This is a genomic window from Parviterribacter kavangonensis, assembly GCF_056863335.1.
The window spans coordinates 367,764-387,627 of the sequence record NZ_JBXPJA010000003.1; the positions used below are offsets into that span (position 1 = coordinate 367,764).

22 protein-coding genes are annotated in these 19,864 nt (G+C 74.0%); 12 read left to right on the forward strand and 10 right to left on the reverse strand.

Annotated elements, in window-relative coordinates; all coding sequences use genetic code 11:
- Positions 1-19: 19 nt before the first annotated feature.
- Positions 20-2,461, reverse strand: a complete 2,442-nt coding sequence (locus AC1UE4_RS21635; RefSeq protein WP_482919406.1) for a tetratricopeptide repeat-containing glycosyltransferase family 2 protein — start codon at positions 2,459-2,461, stop codon at positions 20-22.
- Between the two features lie 134 nt (positions 2,462-2,595).
- Between AC1UE4_RS21635 and AC1UE4_RS21640 the strand changes: the two genes are divergently transcribed.
- Positions 2,596-2,874, forward strand: a complete 279-nt coding sequence (locus AC1UE4_RS21640) for a hypothetical protein (protein WP_482919407.1) — start codon at positions 2,596-2,598, stop codon at positions 2,872-2,874.
- A 41-nt stretch (positions 2,875-2,915) separates the two neighbouring features.
- Here AC1UE4_RS21640 and AC1UE4_RS21645 read toward each other — a convergent pair whose 3' ends face one another.
- Complete coding sequence (locus AC1UE4_RS21645; RefSeq protein ID WP_482919408.1) at positions 2,916-3,197, reverse strand: EscU/YscU/HrcU family type III secretion system export apparatus switch protein; 282 nt, start codon at positions 3,195-3,197, stop codon at positions 2,916-2,918.
- Positions 3,190-3,795 carry a hypothetical protein gene (locus AC1UE4_RS21650; protein ID WP_482919409.1) on the reverse strand — a complete coding sequence of 202 codons (606 nt, stop codon included), beginning with the start codon at positions 3,793-3,795 and terminating at the stop codon, positions 3,190-3,192. Before AC1UE4_RS21650 ends, AC1UE4_RS21645 begins: the two co-directional genes overlap by 8 nt.
- A 40-nt stretch (positions 3,796-3,835) precedes the next feature.
- Here AC1UE4_RS21650 and AC1UE4_RS21655 point away from each other — a divergent pair, with 40 nt between their 5' ends.
- The 8 genes from AC1UE4_RS21655 to csrA all read left to right on the forward strand — a co-directional run bounded on the left by AC1UE4_RS21655 (position 3,836) and on the right by csrA (position 9,169).
- Positions 3,836-4,528 (forward strand): flagellar hook-basal body protein, encoded by a 693-nt coding sequence (locus AC1UE4_RS21655; RefSeq protein ID WP_482919410.1) that lies wholly within the window; start codon positions 3,836-3,838, stop codon positions 4,526-4,528.
- 145 nt (positions 4,529-4,673) lie between these two features.
- Positions 4,674-5,402 carry a flagellar hook-basal body protein gene (locus AC1UE4_RS21660; RefSeq protein ID WP_482919411.1) on the forward strand — a complete coding sequence of 243 codons (729 nt, stop codon included), beginning with the start codon at positions 4,674-4,676 and terminating at the stop codon, positions 5,400-5,402.
- The gene (locus AC1UE4_RS21665; RefSeq protein WP_482919412.1) at positions 5,399-5,674 is read left to right on the forward strand and encodes a hypothetical protein; all 276 of its coding nucleotides are present in this window, start codon (positions 5,399-5,401) and stop codon (positions 5,672-5,674) included. The genes AC1UE4_RS21660 and AC1UE4_RS21665 overlap by 4 nt, the downstream gene beginning before the upstream one ends.
- Positions 5,671-6,195, forward strand: a complete 525-nt coding sequence (gene flgN / locus AC1UE4_RS21670; RefSeq protein WP_482919413.1) for a flagellar export chaperone FlgN — start codon at positions 5,671-5,673, stop codon at positions 6,193-6,195. The genes AC1UE4_RS21665 and flgN overlap by 4 nt, the downstream gene beginning before the upstream one ends.
- Positions 6,196-6,198: 3 nt before the next feature.
- Positions 6,199-7,566 (forward strand): flagellar hook-associated protein FlgK, encoded by a 1,368-nt coding sequence (gene flgK / locus AC1UE4_RS21675; RefSeq protein ID WP_482919414.1) that lies wholly within the window; start codon positions 6,199-6,201, stop codon positions 7,564-7,566.
- Positions 7,567-8,457 carry a flagellar hook-associated protein FlgL gene (gene flgL, locus AC1UE4_RS21680; protein ID WP_482919415.1) on the forward strand — a complete coding sequence of 297 codons (891 nt, stop codon included), beginning with the start codon at positions 7,567-7,569 and terminating at the stop codon, positions 8,455-8,457.
- A 40-nt stretch (positions 8,458-8,497) separates the two neighbouring features.
- Positions 8,498-8,926 carry a flagellar assembly protein FliW gene (gene fliW, locus AC1UE4_RS21685; RefSeq protein ID WP_482919416.1) on the forward strand — a complete coding sequence of 143 codons (429 nt, stop codon included), beginning with the start codon at positions 8,498-8,500 and terminating at the stop codon, positions 8,924-8,926.
- Entirely contained in the window at positions 8,927-9,169 is a 243-nt protein-coding gene (gene csrA / locus AC1UE4_RS21690) for a carbon storage regulator CsrA (protein ID WP_482919417.1), read from the forward strand.
- On the opposite strand, the gene AC1UE4_RS21695 is transcribed toward csrA, so the two are convergent.
- The 4 genes from AC1UE4_RS21695 to AC1UE4_RS21710 all read right to left on the reverse strand — a co-directional run bounded on the left by AC1UE4_RS21695 (position 9,129) and on the right by AC1UE4_RS21710 (position 13,695).
- The gene (locus tag AC1UE4_RS21695) at positions 9,129-10,790 is read right to left on the reverse strand and encodes an EAL domain-containing protein (RefSeq protein ID WP_482919418.1); all 1,662 of its coding nucleotides are present in this window, start codon (positions 10,788-10,790) and stop codon (positions 9,129-9,131) included. The two genes, csrA and AC1UE4_RS21695, sit on opposite strands and share 41 nt — an antisense overlap.
- 157 nt (positions 10,791-10,947) lie before the next feature.
- Positions 10,948-11,847 carry a FliM/FliN family flagellar motor switch protein gene (locus AC1UE4_RS21700; protein WP_482919419.1) on the reverse strand — a complete coding sequence of 300 codons (900 nt, stop codon included), beginning with the start codon at positions 11,845-11,847 and terminating at the stop codon, positions 10,948-10,950.
- Positions 11,844-12,818, reverse strand: coding sequence for a flagellar motor switch protein FliM (locus AC1UE4_RS21705; protein ID WP_482919420.1), 975 nt, complete (start codon positions 12,816-12,818; stop codon positions 11,844-11,846). Before AC1UE4_RS21705 ends, AC1UE4_RS21700 begins: the two co-directional genes overlap by 4 nt.
- Positions 12,819-12,879: 61 nt before the next feature.
- Positions 12,880-13,695, reverse strand: coding sequence for a sigma-70 family RNA polymerase sigma factor (locus AC1UE4_RS21710; RefSeq protein WP_482919421.1), 816 nt, complete (start codon positions 13,693-13,695; stop codon positions 12,880-12,882).
- 221 nt (positions 13,696-13,916) lie between these two features.
- Here AC1UE4_RS21710 and AC1UE4_RS21715 point away from each other — a divergent pair, with 221 nt between their 5' ends.
- Positions 13,917-14,186: a hypothetical protein gene (locus tag AC1UE4_RS21715; protein WP_482919422.1), complete on the forward strand. Its 270-nt coding sequence runs from the start codon at positions 13,917-13,919 to the stop codon at positions 14,184-14,186.
- Here AC1UE4_RS21715 and purM read toward each other — a convergent pair whose 3' ends face one another.
- From purM to AC1UE4_RS21730, 3 genes are read right to left on the reverse strand one after another with little or no spacing between them, the layout of a single operon-like run.
- A complete protein-coding gene (gene purM, locus AC1UE4_RS21720) occupies positions 14,187-15,185 on the reverse strand; it encodes a phosphoribosylformylglycinamidine cyclo-ligase (RefSeq protein ID WP_482919423.1) in 999 nt (332 codons plus the stop codon). It lies immediately after the preceding gene.
- Positions 15,178-15,930 (reverse strand): undecaprenyl-diphosphate phosphatase, encoded by a 753-nt coding sequence (locus tag AC1UE4_RS21725; protein WP_482919424.1) that lies wholly within the window; start codon positions 15,928-15,930, stop codon positions 15,178-15,180. The genes purM and AC1UE4_RS21725 overlap by 8 nt, the downstream gene beginning before the upstream one ends.
- Positions 15,914-16,573, reverse strand: a complete 660-nt coding sequence (locus AC1UE4_RS21730) for a DedA family protein (protein ID WP_482919425.1) — start codon at positions 16,571-16,573, stop codon at positions 15,914-15,916. Before AC1UE4_RS21730 ends, AC1UE4_RS21725 begins: the two co-directional genes overlap by 17 nt.
- A 55-nt stretch (positions 16,574-16,628) precedes the next feature.
- Between AC1UE4_RS21730 and AC1UE4_RS21735 the strand changes: the two genes are divergently transcribed.
- Together AC1UE4_RS21735 and AC1UE4_RS21740 are read left to right on the forward strand one after the other, a co-directional pair.
- Positions 16,629-18,524, forward strand: a complete 1,896-nt coding sequence (locus AC1UE4_RS21735) for a polysaccharide biosynthesis protein (RefSeq protein ID WP_482919426.1) — start codon at positions 16,629-16,631, stop codon at positions 18,522-18,524.
- 18 nt (positions 18,525-18,542) lie between these two features.
- Complete coding sequence (locus tag AC1UE4_RS21740; RefSeq protein ID WP_482919427.1) at positions 18,543-19,859, forward strand: LytR C-terminal domain-containing protein; 1,317 nt, start codon at positions 18,543-18,545, stop codon at positions 19,857-19,859.
- Positions 19,860-19,864: the final 5 nt, after the last annotated feature.

Below are 19,864 nucleotides of genomic sequence, written 5' to 3' on the forward strand. Positions count from 1 at the left end.
CCATCCGACGTTCGTCCGTCTACGCCGCCAGCGCCGCGAGGAGCTGCGCGGCCTGCTCGGCGCCCGGGTCGAGCTCGAGCGCGCCCTCGGCGAAGACGCGCGCGTCCTCGGCGTTCCCGCCGGCCGCGGCGACCCGGGCGAGGCCCGTGAGCGCGCGGGCGTCGGGCGCGCCCTGCTCGTCGCAGGCGGCGGCCCACTCCTCGGCGGCCGAGTCGAGGAACCCGCGGCGCAGGTAGATGCGGGCGAGCAGCTCGTGGCGCTCGCGGGCGGGCAGCCCGTCGACCTCGCCGGCGAGCGGCAGCAGCGCGGCGAACGCGTCGAACGCCTGGACGCGCAGGAGCGCCTCGATGCAGGTCAGCAGCCGCGGCAGCGTGCGCGTGTCGAGCGCAAGGCCGGCGACCGGATCGGTCAGGCCGGCGCGGCCGGCCCAGGCGCGCAGCAGCGCGACCTCGCCTTCGGGGGCGCCGGTGCGGCCGGCGCGGTCGATCGCCGCGGCGGTGGCGCCGGCGTCTGCCTCGACGATCGCGGCGAACGCCTGCGTGACGGCGGCCAGCGGCGCCAGGACGGAGTCGTCGGCGACCGCGGCGGCGGCCTCGGCGGCCTCGGCGAAGCGCGACTGGGCGAGCAGCGTCTCGGCCAGCGCGGCGCGCGCGGCGTCGTTCCCGGCGTCGGCGGCGAGCACGGCGCGCAGCTGCTCCTCGGCCGCCTCGGCGAGGCCGGCGCCGTCGAACGCCCCGGCGAGCGCGAAGCGGACGTCGGCGCCGAGCGCGCCGGTGCGCTCGCCGACGGCGTTGACGACCTGCTCGGCGGCCGCGCCGCGGGTGAGCATCGTGTCGGCCAGCGCGGCGGCGACGTCGACGATCTGCGGGTGGTCGGCCAGGGTCTGGCGCAGCAGCTGCTCTGCGGTCGCGACCTCGCCGCGGCGGCGCAGCAGCTCGGCGAGGTGGATGGCCGCCCTGTACGTGCCGGCGCCGACGGCGCGGACGTAGTGCGCGGGGGCGTCGCCGAGCTCGAGGCAGCGGCGCAGCAGCGCCTCGGCCTGCTCGGCCTGCCCGCGCGTCTGCGCGACGTGCGCCTGGACGAAGACGAGGTCGGTGAAGTCCGGGAAGAGCTTGAGGCCCTCCTCGGCGATCCGGATGGCGTCGTCGAAGCGCTCGAGCCCGCGCAGCGTGTCGGCGTGGCGCGCCAGCAGCGGCGGGGTGAACGGGTGCCGGCGCGGGTCGCCGCCGGCGCGGACGAGCTTCCACGCGTGCTCGAACTCGTCGGCCGCGGCGCGCAGGTCGCCGCGCGCGGCGTGCTCGGTCGCGAGGTTGAAGCGGACGAAGCCGCTCGCCGGCTCCTCCTCGACCTGGCGCAGCAGCAGCGCGAGGTTGCGGTCGCCCTTGTTCTTGGCGACCTTCGTGCGCTCGAGGTAGCCGTCGTGGTCGATGCGGACGTCGCCGACGTCGACGCGCTCGGGGGCATCGGTCGGGATCGTGCGCTCGACGCCCTCGTGGACGCGGCCGAGGAAGCGGCGCTCCGGGCGGCGGCGGAAGAGGCGCATCGCCTCGTGGACGGCGATCCGCTGGTCGCCCTCGTGCCCGTGGCGGTTGTGGATCGGCAGGCGGTACGCCTCGACCCAGGTGCGCGAGGTGAGGTCGGCGAGCTTGCGCCCGGCGTCCTCCTCGAGCCACTCGTCGGCGTCGAGGAACAGGATCCAGTCGCTGGTGGCCGCGTCGAGGCCGACGTTGCGGGCCTCGGAGAAGTCGTCGTTCCACTCGTGCGTCAGGACCGTCGCGCCGAAGTGCTCGGCGATCGCGACGGTGCCGTCGGTCGAGCCGGTGTCGACGACGACGATCTCGTCGACGACGGGCGCGGCGGAAGCGAGGCAGCGCTCGAGGACGTGCTCCTCGTCCCTGACGATCATGCACAGCGAGATCGTGCCGGGCGCGGCGGGACGCGCGCGGGCGGCGAGCGCCTTCGCGCGGCCCTCGAGCGCGGCGACGTCGCGGGCGATCGCCGGCGGCAGCTGGACGCGGCGGCCGGCCTTGCGAGCGCGCTTGGCCTGGCGCAGGTTCGTCGCGGCCTGCGTGTCCTGCGGGCGCAGGTCGCGGCTGGCGCGGAAGAGCACCTCGGCGCCCTTGAGCGCGCCGAGCTCGTAGAGGGCGACGCCGGCGTAGTTGAGGAGGACCGGCTCGGCGGGCGTGTCGGCGAGCGCGTCGACCGCGACCGCGGCGGCGGCGTGCAGCGCGGCGGCGGCCTGCGCGCCGGAGGCCTGGTGGGCGAGGCCGAGCTCGACGAGCGTGCGGCGGGCGACGTAGCGCGCGTGGGCGTCCGGGAGGTCGTCGGTGGCGGCCGCGGCGGCGCGGTAGCCGGCGAGGTCGTTGCCGCCGAGCGCGGTCCGCGCGAGATCGAGGGGGTCGGCCTTCGTCGTCGCCGCGGGGTCGCCGACGGTGGGGGAGGTGATGAAGCGGAGGGCCACGATCCCGTTCGTCGGCGCCGCCCGCCCCTCCTTGAGGCGCCGGCCGGCCGAAACAGGACTCGACGTTCGTTCGATGTGGATGGACGGAAGTTGAGGTGCGGCCGAAGGGGCGCCGATGCGGGTCGCGTCCCCTCATGTCCTCGCTCGATCCCCATCCCACGCTTCCCTTCGCGTCGCCCGCCGTGCTCGTGCGGGCGTACCGGCGCACCGGCGACGTCCGCCTGCGCGACCGGCTGGTGTTCACGCTCGCTCCCCTCGTGCGCCACGCCGGCGCGGCCGACGACGCCGCGGCGGCCAGGGGCCTCGAGGCGCTCGTCGACGCGGTCGAGGCCTACAGCCCCGACGGCGACGTCAGCGTCGAGCAGTTCGCGTGGACCCGCGTGCGCGAGGCGCTCGCGGCCGTGCCGGCGTAGAACGCGCGATCTTCCGACCCTCCGCGCGCGGAGGGGAGGGTTCAGATCCCGCGCTCTCGCGCGCGCACGTCCAGCCGGTAGGCCCACGCGAGGGCCTCGGCGACCGCTGCCCAGAGCTCCTCGGGGACCTCGTGCCCGACGGGCATCGCGTTGAGCGCCTCGGCCAGCGCGGCGTCGCGCCGGACCGGCACGCCGGCCTTCTCGGCCTCCTCGACGATCCGGTCGGCGATCAGCCCTCGGCCCGTCGCCGCCACCTTCGGCGCGCCGCCCGCCGCGGCGTCGTAGCGCAGCGCGGTCGCCTTGCGCGCGGGCTCGTCAGGCACGCACGTCCACCCGGTCAGCGCGCCGGCCGACGTGGACGTCGACCGCGGTCCCCATCGCGGCCGCCAGCGCGCTGCGCAGCTCGCCGGCGTGCTCGCCCGCGAGCTCGAGCGCGACGCCCGCCGGCGCGCCCACGCCCGCGACGAGCCCGTGCGGCCCGAGCACCAGCCGGACGTCCACGCGGCCCAGCGCCGGCGACTCGTAGCGGACCGTGACCGCCTTGGTCGCGCCGCCGAGCGGCCCGCCGCCCTCCTCCTCGGCGTCGATCCGCACCTGCGCGTCCACCGCACCGGGCAGCGGCAGCGACACGCCGGGCGGCGCCTGCGGCGCGGCCTGCGGCATCGCCGCCGCGGCCTGCGGCGCGTCGCCGAGCACCCGCAGCACGACCTTGTCGCCGACGTCGGCCACGGCGAGGCGCAGGCGCGCGCCCGCCTCGACGTCGGGCGGCAGCTCGGCGACGAGCACCGCGCCGGCGAGGTTCAGCAGCCCGTGGTCGCCGTGGCGCTCGAGCACGCGGCCGAGCAGCCGCGTCCCGGTCGTCAGCGCCAGGTCGGGCAGCAGCCCGCGCAGCAGCACTGCGTTGACCTGGATGGGCTCCATGGTTCAAGGATGCCGCAGCGGAGCCGATGACTGGCAGAGCATGGACCGCGGTCTCTACATCGCCGCCTCCGGGATGCTCGCGGAGCAGGTGCGCCAGGACCTCCTGGCCAACGACCTCGCGAACGCCTCGACGCCGGGCTACAAGTCGGACCGCGCGACGCAGCGCACGTTCGACGAGATGCTCCTCAAGAACACGAAGACCGGTCAGACGATCGGCTCGCTCGGCATGGGCACCGCGATCGACCGCCAGGTCACCGACTGGACGCCCGAGGCGCTGCGGCCGACCGACGAGCCGCTCGACTTCGGCATCGCCGGCGAGGGCTTCTTCGCGGTGCAGGGCCCGAACGGCGTGCAGTACACGCGCAACGGCCGCTTCGCCGCCGACGCGAACGGCACGCTCGTCACCGCCACCGGCGAGCAGGTGCTCGGCCGCGAGGGCGGCCCCGTGCAGGTCGGCCCCGACGGGACGATCCCGGCCTCCGTCCTCCAGGTCGTCCAGCTCGCCAACCCGCAGAAGGCGGGCGAGGGCTTCTTCACCGGCACGCCGACCGGGCAGGTCGCGCCGGGGCTCGTCCGCAGCGGCGTGCTCGAGGGCTCGGGCACCGACCCGGCCCGCGCGATGGTCGACATGATCGTGTCTATGCGCGCCTTCGAGGCGGGCCAGCGGGTCATCCGCACGATCGACGAGACGCTGCAGAAGGCGTCGAACGACGTCGGCCAGCTGCGCGGCTGACGCCGCCGCCGACGTCCGTCCACTCCTCGTCCGCCCGGCCTCAAGTCGCCGCCCTCGCGGCCGATCTTCCGGGGGACACCGGAGCCCGACGGCTGGACCGCAAGGAAGCGGGGGCCTGGCTCCACCCGACAACCCCATCTTCCACGTGCTCCAAGGCTTGTACTCGGCGGCCGCCGGCATGGCGGCGCAGCAGCAGCGCATCGACGCTGTCTCCAACGACGTCGCGAACGTCTCCACGGCGGGCTACAAGCGCGAGCGCCTGTCGTTCCGCGACCTGGCCTACCAGAACGAGGTGACCGGGAACGGCGTGCGCGCCGGCGCCGGCGCCGCGGTCGCCTCGGCCGGCCGCTCGCAGGTCGCGGGCAGCATCCAGATCACGCAGCAGCCGACCGACGTCGCCATCGAGGGCGACGGCTACCTCGCGGTCCGCCGCGCGGACGGCCAGATCGGCCTCACCCGCCAGGGTGCGCTGCAGGTCAACGGCAACCGCCAGCTCACCTCCGCGACCGGCGACCTCCTCGAGCCGCCGATCACCCTCCCGGCCGACGTCGAGATCGCCAACCTCGAGATCGCGCCCGACGGCACCGTCTCGGGCGGCGGCCGCACGCTCGGCCGGATCCAGCTGCAGACCGTCCCGGCGCCCGCCGGCCTGCTCGACGCGGGCGACAGCGTGATGCTGCCGACCACCGCCAGCGGCGGGCTGCAGGACGCGCCGACGGCCAAGCTCCAGCAGGGCGCGCTGGAGATGTCGAACGTCGACATGAGCGACGCGATGGTCGACCTCATGGACGCGCAGCGCAACTACTCGATGCTCTCCAAGGTCCTGCAGACGCAGGACCAGCTCATGGAGATCGCCAACCAGGTGAAGCGATGAGCGTCGCCCCGATCGGCACCGGCGCGCTCGCCGCGACCTCCACCGCGAAGAGCGAGCCGTCGAAGGACGCGCAGAAGGCGGCGGAGGGCTTCGAGCGGATGATGCTCGGCCAGCTGACCAAGCAGCTCGTCGACAGCGCGCTGCCCGCCTCGGAGACGAGCTCCGCCGCGACGAGCACGTACCGCCAGATGCTGCCGGACGCGCTCACCGAGGCGCTCATGTCCGGCGGCGGCATCGGCCTCGCCAAGCAGCTCGAGGAGGGCCTCAAGTGATCGACGGCCTCGGTCGCGCGGTCCTCGCGCACCTCGACGCGCAGCTCGGCTCCGCGCGTCACCTGCTCGACCTGATCCTGCAGCAGGGCCGCGCCATCCGCGCGCGGGACGTGGACGCCGTCCTGGCGATCCTCACGGCCATCCAGGCCGAGGTCGACCGCCGCTCGCAGCTCGAGGCCGCGCGCACCGACCTGCTGACCCGCGCCGGCCAGGCGCTCGGCCAGCCGGCGAGCGCGGTGACCCTCCAGCGCCTGACGACGCTCATGGCGCCGGCCGAGGCGCAGGCCGCGACGGCCCGCTCGGCGGAGCTCACCGGCCTGCTGAACGAAGTCGCGCGCGAGCACGGCGTCAACCGCGCCCTGATGCGTCAGGAGCTCTCGTTCCTCTCGCATCTGACCCGTCTCGTCGGCGGCGAGCCCGACACGGGCTACCGCCCGCCGGCCGGGCGGGTGGGACCGACTCCCTCCCGGACCGCGCCGCGCGCCGCCACCGCCCACCGTCTCCTCGACCTCACCGCCTAGGCCATGGCCGTCTCCACCTTCTTCGGGCTCCAGACCTCGCTGCGCGGGCTCCTCGCCCACCAGCGCTCGCTCGACGTCACCGGCCACAACGTGGCCAACGCGAGCACGCAGGGCTACTCGCGCCAGGAGGCGGTCCTCACCGCCTCGTCACCGTTGTTCATCGCGGCCGGCGCGCGCTGGGACGGCTCGGGCGCCCAGCTCGGCTCCGGCGTCGACGTCGAGGACTACCGCCGCGTGCGCGACGTCTTCCTCGACGTCCAGTACCGCGCGCAGAACTCGGTGCTCGGCGACGCCGACTCGATGGCCCGCTCCCTCGAGGGCGTCGACCTCGCGCTGGCCGAGCCGAGCGACAGCGGCCTCGCCGCGCAGCTCGGCAAGTTCTGGAGCGCGTGGTCGAACGTCGCGAACGACCCGAGCAGCGTCCCGGCCCGCCAGGCCCTCATCGAGCAGGCCAAGACGCTGGCCTCCGGCTTCGGCGAGCTCGACTCCCAGCTCACGATGCTGCAGCAGCAGGCGTCCGCGGAGCTCAGCTCGCTGACCGCCTACGACCCGGTGGCGGGCACGTACGGCGACATCGCGCAGATCGCGGTCGAGCTCGAGCAGGTCGGCGCGGCGATCCGCGACGCGGTGCTCACCGGCCAGACGCCGAACGACCTGATGGACCAGCGCGACACGCTGCTCGACCGGCTGTCGCAGTACGGCAACGTCTCGACGGTCGACCTCGGCGACGGCGGCATCCGCGTGATGTTCGGGGGCCAGGGCGAGCCGCTCGTCGACGACGGCGCGCCCGCCGGCTCGCGCATCGTGTGGAAGCCGGACGAGCTCGTCAGTCCCGGCGGCCGCCTCGGCGCGCTGATGAACCTCTCGGCGCCGGGCGGCGTCATCGACTCGTACCGCAACGAGCTGGCGACGATCGCGAAGTCGGTCGCCGACAGCGTCAACGCGATCCACGCCCAGGGCCCGAGCGGCACCGAGTTCTTCGCGTACGACGCGACGAAGGGCGCGGCCGGCCTGTCGGTCATCGCCACCGTCGCGACGGTGCAGACCAGCCGCGCCGGCACGGCGGGCGCCAACGACCTCGCGCGCGAGATCGCCGCGCTGCGCGGCGGTGCCGCCGATGGCGCGTACAACGCGTTCGTCGCCCGCGTGGGCGCCGAGGTCAAGCAGAACGAGCGCAAGCAGGCGAACGCGCAGGTGCTCGTCGACGCCGTCGAGGACCGCCGCCAGTCGGCCGCGGGCGTCTCGCTCGACGAGGAGATGACGAACCTCATCCGCTTCCAGCGCGGCTACCAGGCGTCGGCGCGGACGATGTCGACGCTCGACGAGATGCTCGACGTCCTGATCAACCGGACCGGAAGGGTGGGGCTCTAGATGGGCACTCGCATCACCAGCATGACGCTGGCGCGCAACATGCTCAGCGACATCACGCTCGCGAACGCCCGCCTGGCCCGGACGCAGGCGAAGCTCTCGTCCGGCAAGGAGCTGACCCGCCCGTCCGACGACCCGGCCGCCGTCGGCCGCGCGCTGCAGCTGCGCACCGAGATGGAGGGCGCGCAGCAGTACCAGCGCACCGTCTCGGAGGGCCAGGGCTGGGCCGACGTCACCGACTCCGCCATGTCGACGATCAGCGCGGCGCTGCAGCGCGCCCGCGAGCTCGTCGTGCAGGGCGCCGACGACAACTCCGCCGGCGCCGGCCGCGAGGCGATCGCGGAGGAGCTGCGCGGCATCATCGACTCGATCAAGACGGCGGCGAACGCGAGCTACGGCGGGCGCTACGTCTTCGGTGGCACGACCACCGACACGCCGCCCTACAAGGTGGGCGCCGACGACACGTACTTCGGCGACGAGGAGCGCATCGGCCGCCAGATCGGCCCGGGCGTCACGGTGGACATCAACGTCCACGGACGCGAGGCCATCGGCGACGACGACGAGGGCCTCCTGTCGGTGCTGCGCGGCGTGGTCGCGCACCTCGAGAGCGACGACGGCCCCGCGCTGCGCAACGACCTCGGCCTGCTCGACGGCTCGCTCGACGACCTCAACGCCGTCCGCGCGACGGTGGGCGCCACGGCGAACCGGCTCGAGATCGCGGCCGACCGGCTCTCGCAGTACGAGGGCACGACGCTGCAGCTGCTGTCCGAGACCGAGGACGCGGACTTCGCGAAGACGATGATCGACTTCACGATCCAGCAGAACGCGATGCAGGCGGGCCTGAGGGCCGGCGCCAACATCGTCCAGAACTCGCTGCTCGACTTCCTCCGCTAGCCGCGGCGGCGCCGGGGCAGTGGCTATCGTGCAGCGACGCATGGCCGCCGTCTCCTTCGACAGCTCGCGCTTCGGCACGCTCGAAGTCGCCGAGGAAGCGGTCATCACGTTCCCGCAGGGCCTCATCGGCCTCGGCGGCACGCGGTACGCCCTCGTCGGCGAGGCCGACGACGCGATCGTGTGGCTGCACTCGGTCGACGACCCCGCGCTCGCGGTGCCCGTCGCGCACCCGTGGACGTTCTTCCCCGACTACGCCCTCGACCTCGGCGACGACGACGCCGAGCGCATCGGCGTCACCGATCCCGCGCAGGCAGAGGTGCTCGTCGTGGTGGTCGCCGGCCCGACGCCGCAGGAGTGCTTCGCGAACCTCAAGGCGCCGCTGCTCATCGCCGGAGGCCAGGGGCATCAGGTGCTCAACGAGGCGGACGCGCCGCTGCGCGCGCCGCTCATGCCCGAGGGGACCGGCTGAGTGCTCCAGCTGACGCGCAAGCCCGGCGAGACCATCGTCATCGGCGACGACATCCGCGTGCAGGTGATCCAGATCGCCGGCGGCGCGGTGCGCCTCGGGATCGACGCGCCGCGCTCGGTGACGATCTACCGCGAGGAGATCTGGGACGCCGTCCGCGAGGAGAACGCGGCGGCCGCCGGCGCGTCGGAGCTGCCGCCGGGCCTCAGCGGCGTGCGACGGCCGGGCGGTTCACGCGGCGGTTGACCGGGCCGGGCGGACGCGCGACCGCGTCGGCCCGCACCTGGCGGATCGCGTTGAAGGCGGCGACGGCCTGCTCGGCGACGGGCGCCCACGGCGAGGCGGGGCGGCCCAGCAGGTAGCCCTGGCCGAGCTTGACGCCGAGCGCCGACAGCGCGACGAGCTCCTTCGGCGTCTCGATGCCCTCGCAGCACACCTCGGCGCCGATGCGGCGCGCGAAGACGACGAAGAACTCGATGAGCGCCGCGCGGGCGTGGTCGTTGTCGACGCCCGAGACGAGGCTGCGGTCGAGCTTGATGATGTCGGGCTGCACGCGCATGACCTGCTGCAGCCCGGCGTAGCCCGCGCCGGCGTCGTCGATGGCGATCTTCGCGCCGCGGCCGCGCAGGTCGGCGAGGCCGACCTCGAGCTGGTCGTCGTCGGCGGCGAGCTCGTGCTCGGTGAGCTCGATGACGATGTTCGCCAGGTCCTGCGGCAGGCTCGCGCGCACGAGCGCCGACGAGATCGCGGTCGGCGTGAGGTTGAGCGAGAGGTACGTCCCCGGCGGGCGGTCGCTCGCGCGCAGCGCGGCGGCGACCGCCACGCACTCGAGCTGCGTGCCCAGGCCGACGCGCGCGGCCTGGTTGAAGAACGCGTCCGGCGTGCGGTCCGGGTGGTTGGGGAAGCGCGACAGCGCCTCGTAGCCGAGCAGCTGCCCGGTGCGCAGGTCGACGATCGGCTGGTAGGCCGGGACGACGGGCTCGCTGAGCGCGAGCAGGTCCTCGATCTCCTGACGCTCGGCGCGCTGGGTCGGGGCGACCTCGACGGCGGCGTCGTCGTACTTCTGCGTCCGGCTGCCGCCCTCGTCCTTGGCCACGCGCAGCGCGGCGCTGGCGAGCTGCACGAGGTCCGCGTCGGTCGGGACGTCGGACGGGCAGCAGACGTAGCCGGCGGACGCGCTCAGCTTGATGTCGGCCGGCATCGTCCGCGCGATGCTCTCGCGCGCACGGTCGACGAGCTCCCGCGCGTAGCCCTGGTCGGCGTCGCGCAGCAGCAGGATGAAGTCGTCGCTGCCGAGCCGCGCGACGAGGCCGCCGTCGGGGATCGCGGACTTCAGCGCCGCGCCGACGGCGGCGAGCACCTCGTCGCCGCGGGCGTGGCCGCGCTCCTCGTTGATCTGGCGGAAGCCGTCGAGGTCGAGCGCGACGACGACGATGCTGCCGCCGTCGTTCTCGATGCGGTCGAGCTCGGCCGGCAGGCGCTCGAAGAGCTTGCGGTGGTTGGCCAGACCGGTCGTCGGGTCCGTGGCGGCGAGCTGCTTGAGGTTCTCGCGCTGGTGGCCCAGGAACGTCACGGCGCGGTTGAAGCTCTGCGCGAGGTCTCGGAACTCGCGCGCCCCGCTGGGCTCGATCTTCGCGTCGAAGTCGCCCTCCTCGAGGCGGCGCAGGCCCTTCTTGACGCCCTCGAGCGGGGCGAGCGCGGTGTCGCGCAGGATCCAGGCGATCCACCATCCGAGCCCGGCCGTCAGGACGAGCGCAACCGGGATGGCGGCGTAGCGCCCCGGTCCCTCGGTCCGTGCTCCGGCGACGACGGCCAGCCCCAGGCACGCCACCAGGACGAGCAGTCCCAGGGCGACAGGGATGGACACCTCGACCAGGAGCGGTTGTCCTCGGTCGGCCGCTTGCTGCTTCCGTGCGTTCTGCGGTCGGCTCATCGATCTCCTCTTCTTGTCAGGGAGATCGGGACCATCTTCGCCGGACTTGACGCTGCCGCGCCAAGTCCGGACGTTCGGTGAGCGCCGCGCCTCAGCTTCGCTCGATCGTGACCGGCGTCGCCGGCTGCAGGTCCTCGGCTCCGAGGAGCACCTGCTCGATCCGGACGGCCCATTCGTCGTCGACGAGGACGAGCCGGCCCGTCGCGAAGCGGCGTCCGTTCACGAGGACGTCCACCGGCTCCTCGGCTCCGCGGTCGAGCTCCACGAGCCCGCCGGGCGGCAGCTGCACCGCGTCGGCGACGGGCATGGTGGCCCGGCCGATCTCGGCGCAGACCCGCAGAGGCACGCCCCGCAGGATCTCGTCCGGGCCGGCCTCCACGTCGTCGTAGCCGGCGCCGTCGCCTTCGGTGGGGCTTCCGAGCTCCTGGGCGGCGCGTTCGTCCAGCGCCCGCGTCATCTTCAGGACGAAGGCCTTCGGCATGAGCTGGACGAGCCGGCACGGCTCTCCGGCGACGGTGATGGTCACCGCCGTGACGTGCGGAGCGCCGTCGCCGATGCCTGCGGCGTCCGCGGCGCTCGCCAGGTCGTGGACCTCGGGGCTGGAGGTGTCGACCGGCTCGCCCAGGAGCAGGCCGGTGGCGTTCGCCGCCGCGGCCATCATCTGGTGCATGGCGTCGACGAAGGCCGAGCGTTCCATGCCGTCGAGCGGGCCCTCGCCCCCGACCGGGTCCATGCCCATCATCGCCTGCGCGAGCTTGCGAACGGCGGTGACCGGGGCGACGAACCAGTTGCCGCCGCTCGCGCCGTCGGTGTACGCCACCTCCGCAGCGATCGCGGGCACCTCCACGGCGGCCGCGGCGGGGGTGCCGGCGGGCACGATCTCCGGCTGCGCGATGCCCACGCCGCCGGGCAGGAACGTCTCGAGCACGCCGGCCAGCGCCTCGGCGGTCGAGGTCGCGAGCTCGTGGAGCGCGCGTTCGGTCTCGCTCATCGGCCCTCCCCGAGCCGGTGGGTCACCTGGACGGCGCGGCGGTTGCCGTGCCGGCCGGGCTGGGCGGCGTAGACCGGCGTGTCGTCGGCGTAGACCGTGACGCCCTCCGACGCGCGGCGCCCGAAGCGCAGCAGGTCGCCGGGCTGCAGGGTCAGCACGTCATCGGCGGCGAGGTCGATCGCGGCGACCTCGGCGCGCAGCTGGACGTCGACGCCGGCGATCGCGGTGTGCATGCGCTCGGTCGCGTCGGTGTCGTGGATCTCGTCGTCGTAGATGTCGGCGCCGAGGCGGGCGGCGACGGGCTCGACCGAGCGGTAGGGGATGAGCAGCGAGATCGTCGACGAGTCGCGGTCCAGCCGCGCCTCCATCGACAGGCACAGCGTCGGCTCGCTCAGCGGGGCGAGCTGCACCGTCTCGGGCTGCATCTCGAGGTCGCGCAGGTGCAGGGTCGACTCGGCCAGGTCGCTCCAGGTGACCGAGAGCTGCTCGAGCAGCCGCTCGATGACGTGGCCCGCGAGCGCGCGGTCGATGTCCGACAGCTTGCGCGACGGGACGCGGCGCCCGACCGGGCCGCCGAGGAGGCGCTCGACGAGCGAGAGCACGAGCGGCAGCTCGACGGTCATCAGCATCCTCGTCCCGTGCGGGGCGAGCTCGATGATCGCCGAGACGGACGGGTTCGGCACCTCGGCCAGCGCGTTGGTCCAGGTGAGCTGGCCGACGTCGATGACCTCGAGCTTCATCGGCACGCGCAGCTCGGCCGACAGGCGCGTCGACGCCGTCTGGCAGAACGTGTCGTGCGCGAGCTCGAGCCGGCGCTGCTGGTCCTTGGTGAACTTGGTCGGGCGTGTGAAGTCGACGGTCCGCACGCGCCGCGACCGTCGCTGACGCGAGGCCGCGCGCTCCGGAAGGGCACCGGACTGCGCGGCCTGCACGAGGGCCGCGACCTGGTCGTTGGAGAGGACGTCGGACATCAGGCTCGCCTGCTCAGGTCATCGGACACGCGCGACGTTGCTTTACGGGCCGGACGACCGGCTAGGCGACGAGCCGGAAGAGCGTCTCGTCGTCCTGCAGCAGCGAGCGCAGCGTGCGCTTCGTCTGGCTGTGGATCTGGCAGACGCGGCTCTCGGAGACGCCGACGATCTCGCCGATCTCGGCAAGCGTCAGGTTCTTGACGTAGAGCAGCACGGCGACCTCGCGCTCGCGGCGCGGCAGCTGCGCGAACGCGCGGCGGAACTTCTCCTTCGCCTCGGTCACGGCGGCGGCCTGCTCGGGGTCGGTGCGGTCGTCGTCGGACGCCAGCGTGTCGACGCGCTCGATCGTGGTCTCGTCGTGGGCGAGCACGAGCGCGTTGAGCGACGTCAGGTCGGACTGCTCGACCTCGTCCTGGCGGCGGCGCAGCTCCGCGACGGAGACGCCGAGCGCGTCGGCGAGCTCCTCGCGCGTCGGGCGGCGCTTGTGCAGGACGACGAACTCCTCGGCGGCCTTGTGCATGTCGCGCTCCCACCGGCGGACCGACCGCGGGGCCCAGTCCTGGCGGCGCAGCTCGTCGAGCACGGCGCCGTGGACGCGGGTCCAGATGTACTGCTCGAGCGTCGCGCCCTTCTCCGGGTCGTAGCGGTCCACGCTCTGGATGAGCGCCTCGAGCCCGCAGGACATGAAGTCCTCCACGTCGCAGCGCGCCGGCATCTCGCGCACCTTCTTGTAGACGATGTACTTCACCAGCGGGGCGAAGGTGAGCACGATGCGGTCGCGCAGCTTGCGATCGCCGCTCGCCTGGTACTCCCGCCAGAGCGCAAGCGACTCCTCGGGCGAGATGCGGCCGCGTGTGGCCGACGACGTGGGGGACACGACGGATGCTCCTTGGTGGGGGACCGGAGGGCGACGGGGGAACCGCCGAGGGCCCTATCGGCAGGGAGGGCGGCTCCAACATCCGGTTCGGACGGAAGTCGGCCAGGTGTCCAGAGCGTCCATCCCCAGTTCTGGGGACCCCAGTTCTGTGGAGTACGACACTCGGCCTCCGGGTCGGCCTCTCGTTTCAAGCGGCGGGGATGGCCGACGATGATGCGAACGTGGCCGCCGCCGACAACGTCATCGACCTCGCCGAGTACCGGGCGAACCGCCGCCCTGATCCGGTCCCGGAGGAGGTCCTCGCCGAGCTGGATGCCGCGAGCCGCGTGTACGACGCGCTGCTCGCCCAGGGGCACGAGCTGCGCTTCGACCTGCCCGAGGACGGCGGCCGCGTCCGCGCCGAGCTGCGGGCGGTCGACGGCTCCGTCGTGCGGCCCGTCGCCCTCGCCGAGGTGCTGGGCGTCTACGGGACCGGCGACGACGTCGCCTAGCTAGGCGACGGTCCCGATCCGGCGTGAGCCGGGGTGCCGCGCCGCGAGCAGGGCCGTCGCCTCGTCGGCCTGCCGCTCGGGGACGACGCAGACGAAGCCGCAGCCCATGTTGAAGACGCGCTTCATCTCGTCGTCGTCGACCTCGCCGAGGCGCTGGACGAGGCCGAACACGGGCGGGACGGGGAGCGCGTCCTCGACGACGTAGTCCACGTCGTCGCGCAGGCGCTTGAGGTTGTCGACGCCGCCGCCGGTGATGTGCGCCAGGCCGTGCACGTCGAGGCCGGACCGCAGCAGCTCGAGCACCGCGCGGACGTAGATGACGGTCGGCTCGAGCAGCACGTCGGCGACGGACTGGCCGCCGAGCTCCGGCGGGCGGTCGTCGTAGTCCAGGCTCGCGAGCGCGCGGCGGGCGAGGGTGTAGCCGTTGGAGTGCAGCCCGCTGGATGGCATCCCGATGAGCGCGTCGCCGGGCGTCACGTCCTTGCCGGTGACGATCGCATCCAGCTCGACGGTCCCGATGACCGAGGCGCAGAGGTCGAAGCCGTGCGGCGACGGGTGGCCCTTGATGAGCTCGGGCAGCACCGCGAGCTCGCCGCCCGGCACCTCGACGTTCGCGTCCTGGGCGCCGCGGGCGATCCCGCGCGCGATCGCCTCGAGGCGCGTGGCGTCCGGCTGCTCGACGGCGAGGTAGTCCACGAGCGCGATCGGCTCTGCGCCGACGCAGATGACGTCGTTGACGTTCATCGCGACGCAGTCGATCCCGACCGTGTCCAGCCGGCCGGTCTCCTCGGCGACGACGAGCTTCGACCCGACCCCGTCGGTGGCGAACGCGATGCCGAGCGTGTCGCTGACCTTCAGGACGCTCGCGTAGTGGCCCGGCAGGTCGACGGTCCGCTTCGGCACCTCGATGCCGCGCAGCGCGTCGACGATCGCGGCGACCGCCCGATCGGACTCCGACAGCGAGACGCCCGCGGCGGCGTAGGCCTCGGCGTCAGCCACGGTTCTCGGCGTCGCGGAACACGGCCAGGACCGTACCGGCCAGAGCGGCGCGGTAGAGCGCGAACGGCCACAGACGACCCGTGCGCACCCTCCGCCGCACGACGAGAGTCGAGAGGAAGGAGCCGAACGCACCCCACAGCAGCGTCTCCGGCGCGCGGCGGCCGGCGATGACGCGGGCGCTCTTCAGCACGGTCGCTCCCGCCAGGACGGGGATCCCGGCGCGGATCGACACCTCGCGCGCCTCTTCGCGCCCGAGACCGATCGCTCTCGCGACCGTCAGCGTCGCGCCGAGCCTCGACACGCCGGGCCAGAGGGCCGCCGCCTGCGCGGCGCCGAAGAGCCAGCCGTCGCGTGGGGAGACCCTCTCTCCGCCTGCCCCGCGCCCCGCTCTCCGGCCGCTCCGCGGTCTCCTCTCCGCCCGCCGGTCGGCGAGGGCCATCGCGATCCCTCCGGCGACGAGGCCGGCCGCGACCGTCTTCGGGCCGCCGAGGCGCTCCTCGATCGGCCTCTCCAGCACGGCTCCGGCGACGGCGGGCGGGATCGTGGCCGCGACGAGGAACCGCGACGGGCGGACGGGGCCGAGGGCGAGGAGGGTTCCCGCGTGCAGCGCCACCTCGAGCTCCTTCGAGGGCGGCTCGCCGAGGGCGCGGAGGGCGAGTGCGACGTGCGCGGACGAGGAGACCGGCAGCAGCTCGGCCGGCCCGTGGAGGAGGCCGAGGGCGAAGGCGCTAGCTGCCGACGGCATCGGCGGCGGGCTCGGAGCCGCTGCCGCGGTTGCGCCGGTTCCGGATGACGAGCCACGCGACGCCGAGGACGATCATCGCCGCGACCGCGTAGTCGACGTAGTGCAGGGAGTCCTTCCAGTCCTCCCAGTTCTCGCCGACCTGCATGCCGATGAAGGTCAGAAGGAAGACCCAGGGCAGGCAGCCGAGGAACGTGAAGATCGTGAAGCGCCAGAACGGCATCCGCGCGACGCCCGCCGGCAGCGAGATGAACGTGCGGATGATCGGCAGCATGCGCGTGAAGAAGACCGTGGCGTCGCCGTGGCGCTCGAACCAGCGGTCCGCGCTGCGCAGGTGGCTCGGCTTGATGTGCAGCTTCTTGCCGTGCTTCTCGAGCACGTCGACGCGCCCGTAGTAGCCCACGGCGTAGGCGATCCAGGACCCGACGAGGTTCGCGAACGACCCCACCAGCGTCACCGCGATCAGCGAGTACTCGCCCTCGGAGACGTTGAACCCGGCGAACAGCATCGTCGCCTCGCTCGGGATCGGGATGCACGCGCTCTCGAGCACCATGAGGACGAAGACGCCCGGCAACCCGAGGTCGCCGACGACGTTCGTCGCGAACTCGACGAGCGGATCGGTGATCGACGCGATGACCGTCAACACGGCCGCCCAGCGTAGTATGGGGCGGGTGCGCCGACGGATAAGGAGCTCCGCGGCCATGCCCCTCCACCGCCACTCGCTGCCCCAGCTCGCGGTCGACGGGGCCCTGGTCGCCCTTGCGTACTTCCTCGCCTACCGCCTGCGGTTCGACGACGTGTTCCCGCCTCGGTACGAGCGGCTGTACGAGTCGACGTGGATCCCGGCCGTCGTCGCCACGCTCGCCGTCTTCGTGGTCTTCCGGCTCTACCAGAAGTGGTGGCGCTACTCGAGCCTGCGCGATCTCGGGGCCCTGCTCTCGGCGGTCGTCGTCTCGACCTTCGCGCTGAACGCGTACGTCGCGGTCATCAACCCCGTCCAGCGGGCGACCGCGGAGGGCAACGTCGGCGTCGGCCTCCCGACCGGCGTCCAGGTCCTGTTCTTCCTCCTGACGCTGGCGCTCACGGCGGCCGCCCGGCTGTCCACGGTCGCGTTCCACGAGCGTCGCCTGCGCGGCTTCCGCCCGCGCCGCAACGCCCGCGGCGTGCTGATCGTCGGCGCCGGCGACGGCGGCCGCCTCGTCCTGCGCGAGATCCTCCGCAACCCGCACCTCGGCCTGACGCCCGTCGGCTTCGTCGACGACGACCCGCGCCTGCGCGGCCTGCGCCTCGAGGGCGTCAAGGTCCTGGGCGACACCGACACGTCGTTGCCACGCGTGCTCGACGAGGCCGAGCCCGACGAGGTGATCATCGCGATCCCGTCGGCGCCCGGCATCCTGCGCGCGCGCGTCGCCCGCGCTTGTCGCGAGCGCCAGATCCCCGTCCGGACGCTGCCGACGGTCTTCGAGCTGCTGCAGACGAGCAAGGGCTTCGTCCGCCAGGTCCGCGACGTCCAGATCGAGGACCTCCTGGGCCGCGAGCCCGTGGTCATGGAGGTCGACCGCGTCGGCGCCTACCTCAACGGCGAGGTCGTGCTCGTCACCGGCGCGGGCGGCTCGATCGGCTCCGAGCTCTGCCGCCAGATCGCGCGCGTCGCGCCGCGGCGGCTGATCCTCGTGGACCACGCCGAGGACAACCTCTTCAAGATCCAGCGCGAGCTCGAGGACGACCGGCACGTCCACCCCTCCGTCATCGCGGCGGTCCTCGCGGACTGCAAGGAGGAGGAGCGCATCCGCGAGGTGTTCCTCGAGCACAAGCCGACCGTCGTCTTCCACGCGGCTGCCTACAAGCACGTCGGGCTGATGGAGATCAACCCGGTCGAAGCGGTGCGCAACAACGCGCTCGCGACGCGGCTCATGGCCCGCGTGGCCGGGCAGACCGGCGTGCGGACGTTCGTGCTCGTCTCCACCGACAAGGCGGTGGCGCCGGCGACCGTGATGGGCGCGTCGAAGGCGCTCGCCGAGTTCGCGGTGGAGGCCGAGTCCGGCCGGTTCCCCGAGACGCGCTTCGCGACGGTCCGCTTCGGCAACGTCCTCGGCTCCTCCGGCTCGGTCGTCCCGATCTTCCGCCGTCAGATCGCCAAGGGCGGCCCGGTGACCATCACCGACCGGCGGATGACCCGGTACTTCATGACGATCCCGGAGGCGGTGCAGCTCATCATCCGCACGGGCTCGCTGGGCCAGGGCGGCGAGATCTTCGTGCTCGACATGGGCGAGGCGGTGTCGATCGAGCAGCTTGCGAAGGACATGATCGAGCTGTCGGGCCTGCGGCCGGGCGACGACATCGCCATCGAGGAGGTCGGCCGCCGCCCGGGCGAGAAGCTGCACGAGGAGCTGTTCAACCCGTACGAGCGGCCGCAGCCCACGCCGGCCCGCGGCGTCCTCCGTGCGGAGCGCCAGGCGCTGGATCCGGGGTCGGTCGACGCGATGTTCGACGACATCGGCCTGCTCGTGTTGGAGGGGGATGCGGCCACCCTGGCGCGGCGGGTCGCGGAGCTGGCGGATGTGCACCAGGGGCCTGCCGTACGCACGGCTCCCTAGACTCGCTCCCTTCTCGTCGTGTCTGAGCTCCTCGACTTCATCAAGGACTACGGCGGCTACGCCGGTGCCGCTTCGGTCCTCGGCCTCGCCGTGCTGTCGCTCCTGTACTTCGCGCAAGCGCGCGAGGTCAAGCGCCTGCGCGAGTGGGCCGGCCGTGCGCCGGAGCGCGCCGCCGAGCTCGAGCAGCGCGTCAGCGCCGACGCCGCGCGCCGCGCGTCGACCGGCACGCTGCCGCCCCGCACCCCGCCGCCGCCGCGCGGCGGCCAGCCGCAGACCGCCGCCGCCCGCGCCGCCGGCGCGAACGGCCAGGGAGCACCGACACCGGCCCCGGCAGCCTCCGGGGTCGCGCCCGCCGCCGCCGCAGCGGCCGGTGCCGCCGGCGCGCAGGCCGCCGCCACGACCGCCCAGCCGGGCGAGCAGCAGCAGGGCGAGCAGGCGCCCGCCGACGCCACGAAGGTCGAGGCGCCCGCGAACGGCGAGCAGCCCACCACGGCCCAGCCCGGCGAGGCGAAGCCCGCCGAGGAGGGCGCGGCGACGCCCGACGGCGCTGCCGCAGCACCCGCCGCACCCGCGGCGCCGGACGGCGCCGCCGAGGAGCCCGACGCCGAGAGGACCGGCGTGCCCCGGCCGCCCGTCGGCGCACCCGCGGCCGCCGCCGCGGCGGCAGGTGGGACCGCAGGCGCCGGCATGTCCCGCGCGCAGGCCGCGGGCGGCACCGTGCCGCCGCGCACCGTCGCCGGCCGCCCCCGCGCCGCCGCTCCGCTCGGCGCCCGATCGGCGTCCGCCACCCTTCCGCCCGGCCGCGTCGGGGCCGACGGCGGCGGGCGGCGCAGCCGCACCCCGTTCGTCATCGCGGGCATCGCCCTGGGCGTGCTCGTCATCGGCGTCGTCCTCGCGCTCGCGCTCGGCGGCGGTGGCGACGACGAGGGCGCCGCGAGCAGCACGACGCCGAGCACGAACGTCGTCACGCCGCCCGCCGGCAGCGAGAAGCAGAAGGAGCCCGTCTCGCGGAAGGACACGACCGTCGCCGTGCTGAACGGCACGACGGTCAACGGCCTCGCCGCGACCACCGCGGAGAAGCTGCGCTCCAGCGGCTTCACGGTCCCGCAGGCGCTCGTCAAGACCGCGTCCGTGCAGAACCGGTCCGCGACCGTCGTCAGCTACGTCGAGGGCGCCAGCGCGGAGGCGCGGACGGTCGCGCGGGTCATCGGCGTCGGGACCGACGCCGTCGCGCCGATCGACCAGAACACGCGCGTCGAGGCGGGCGACACGGCCCGCGTCGTCGTCACGGTCGGCGCGGACCAGAACCAGTCCTCGCAGTCGACGCAGGGGTAGCCCGG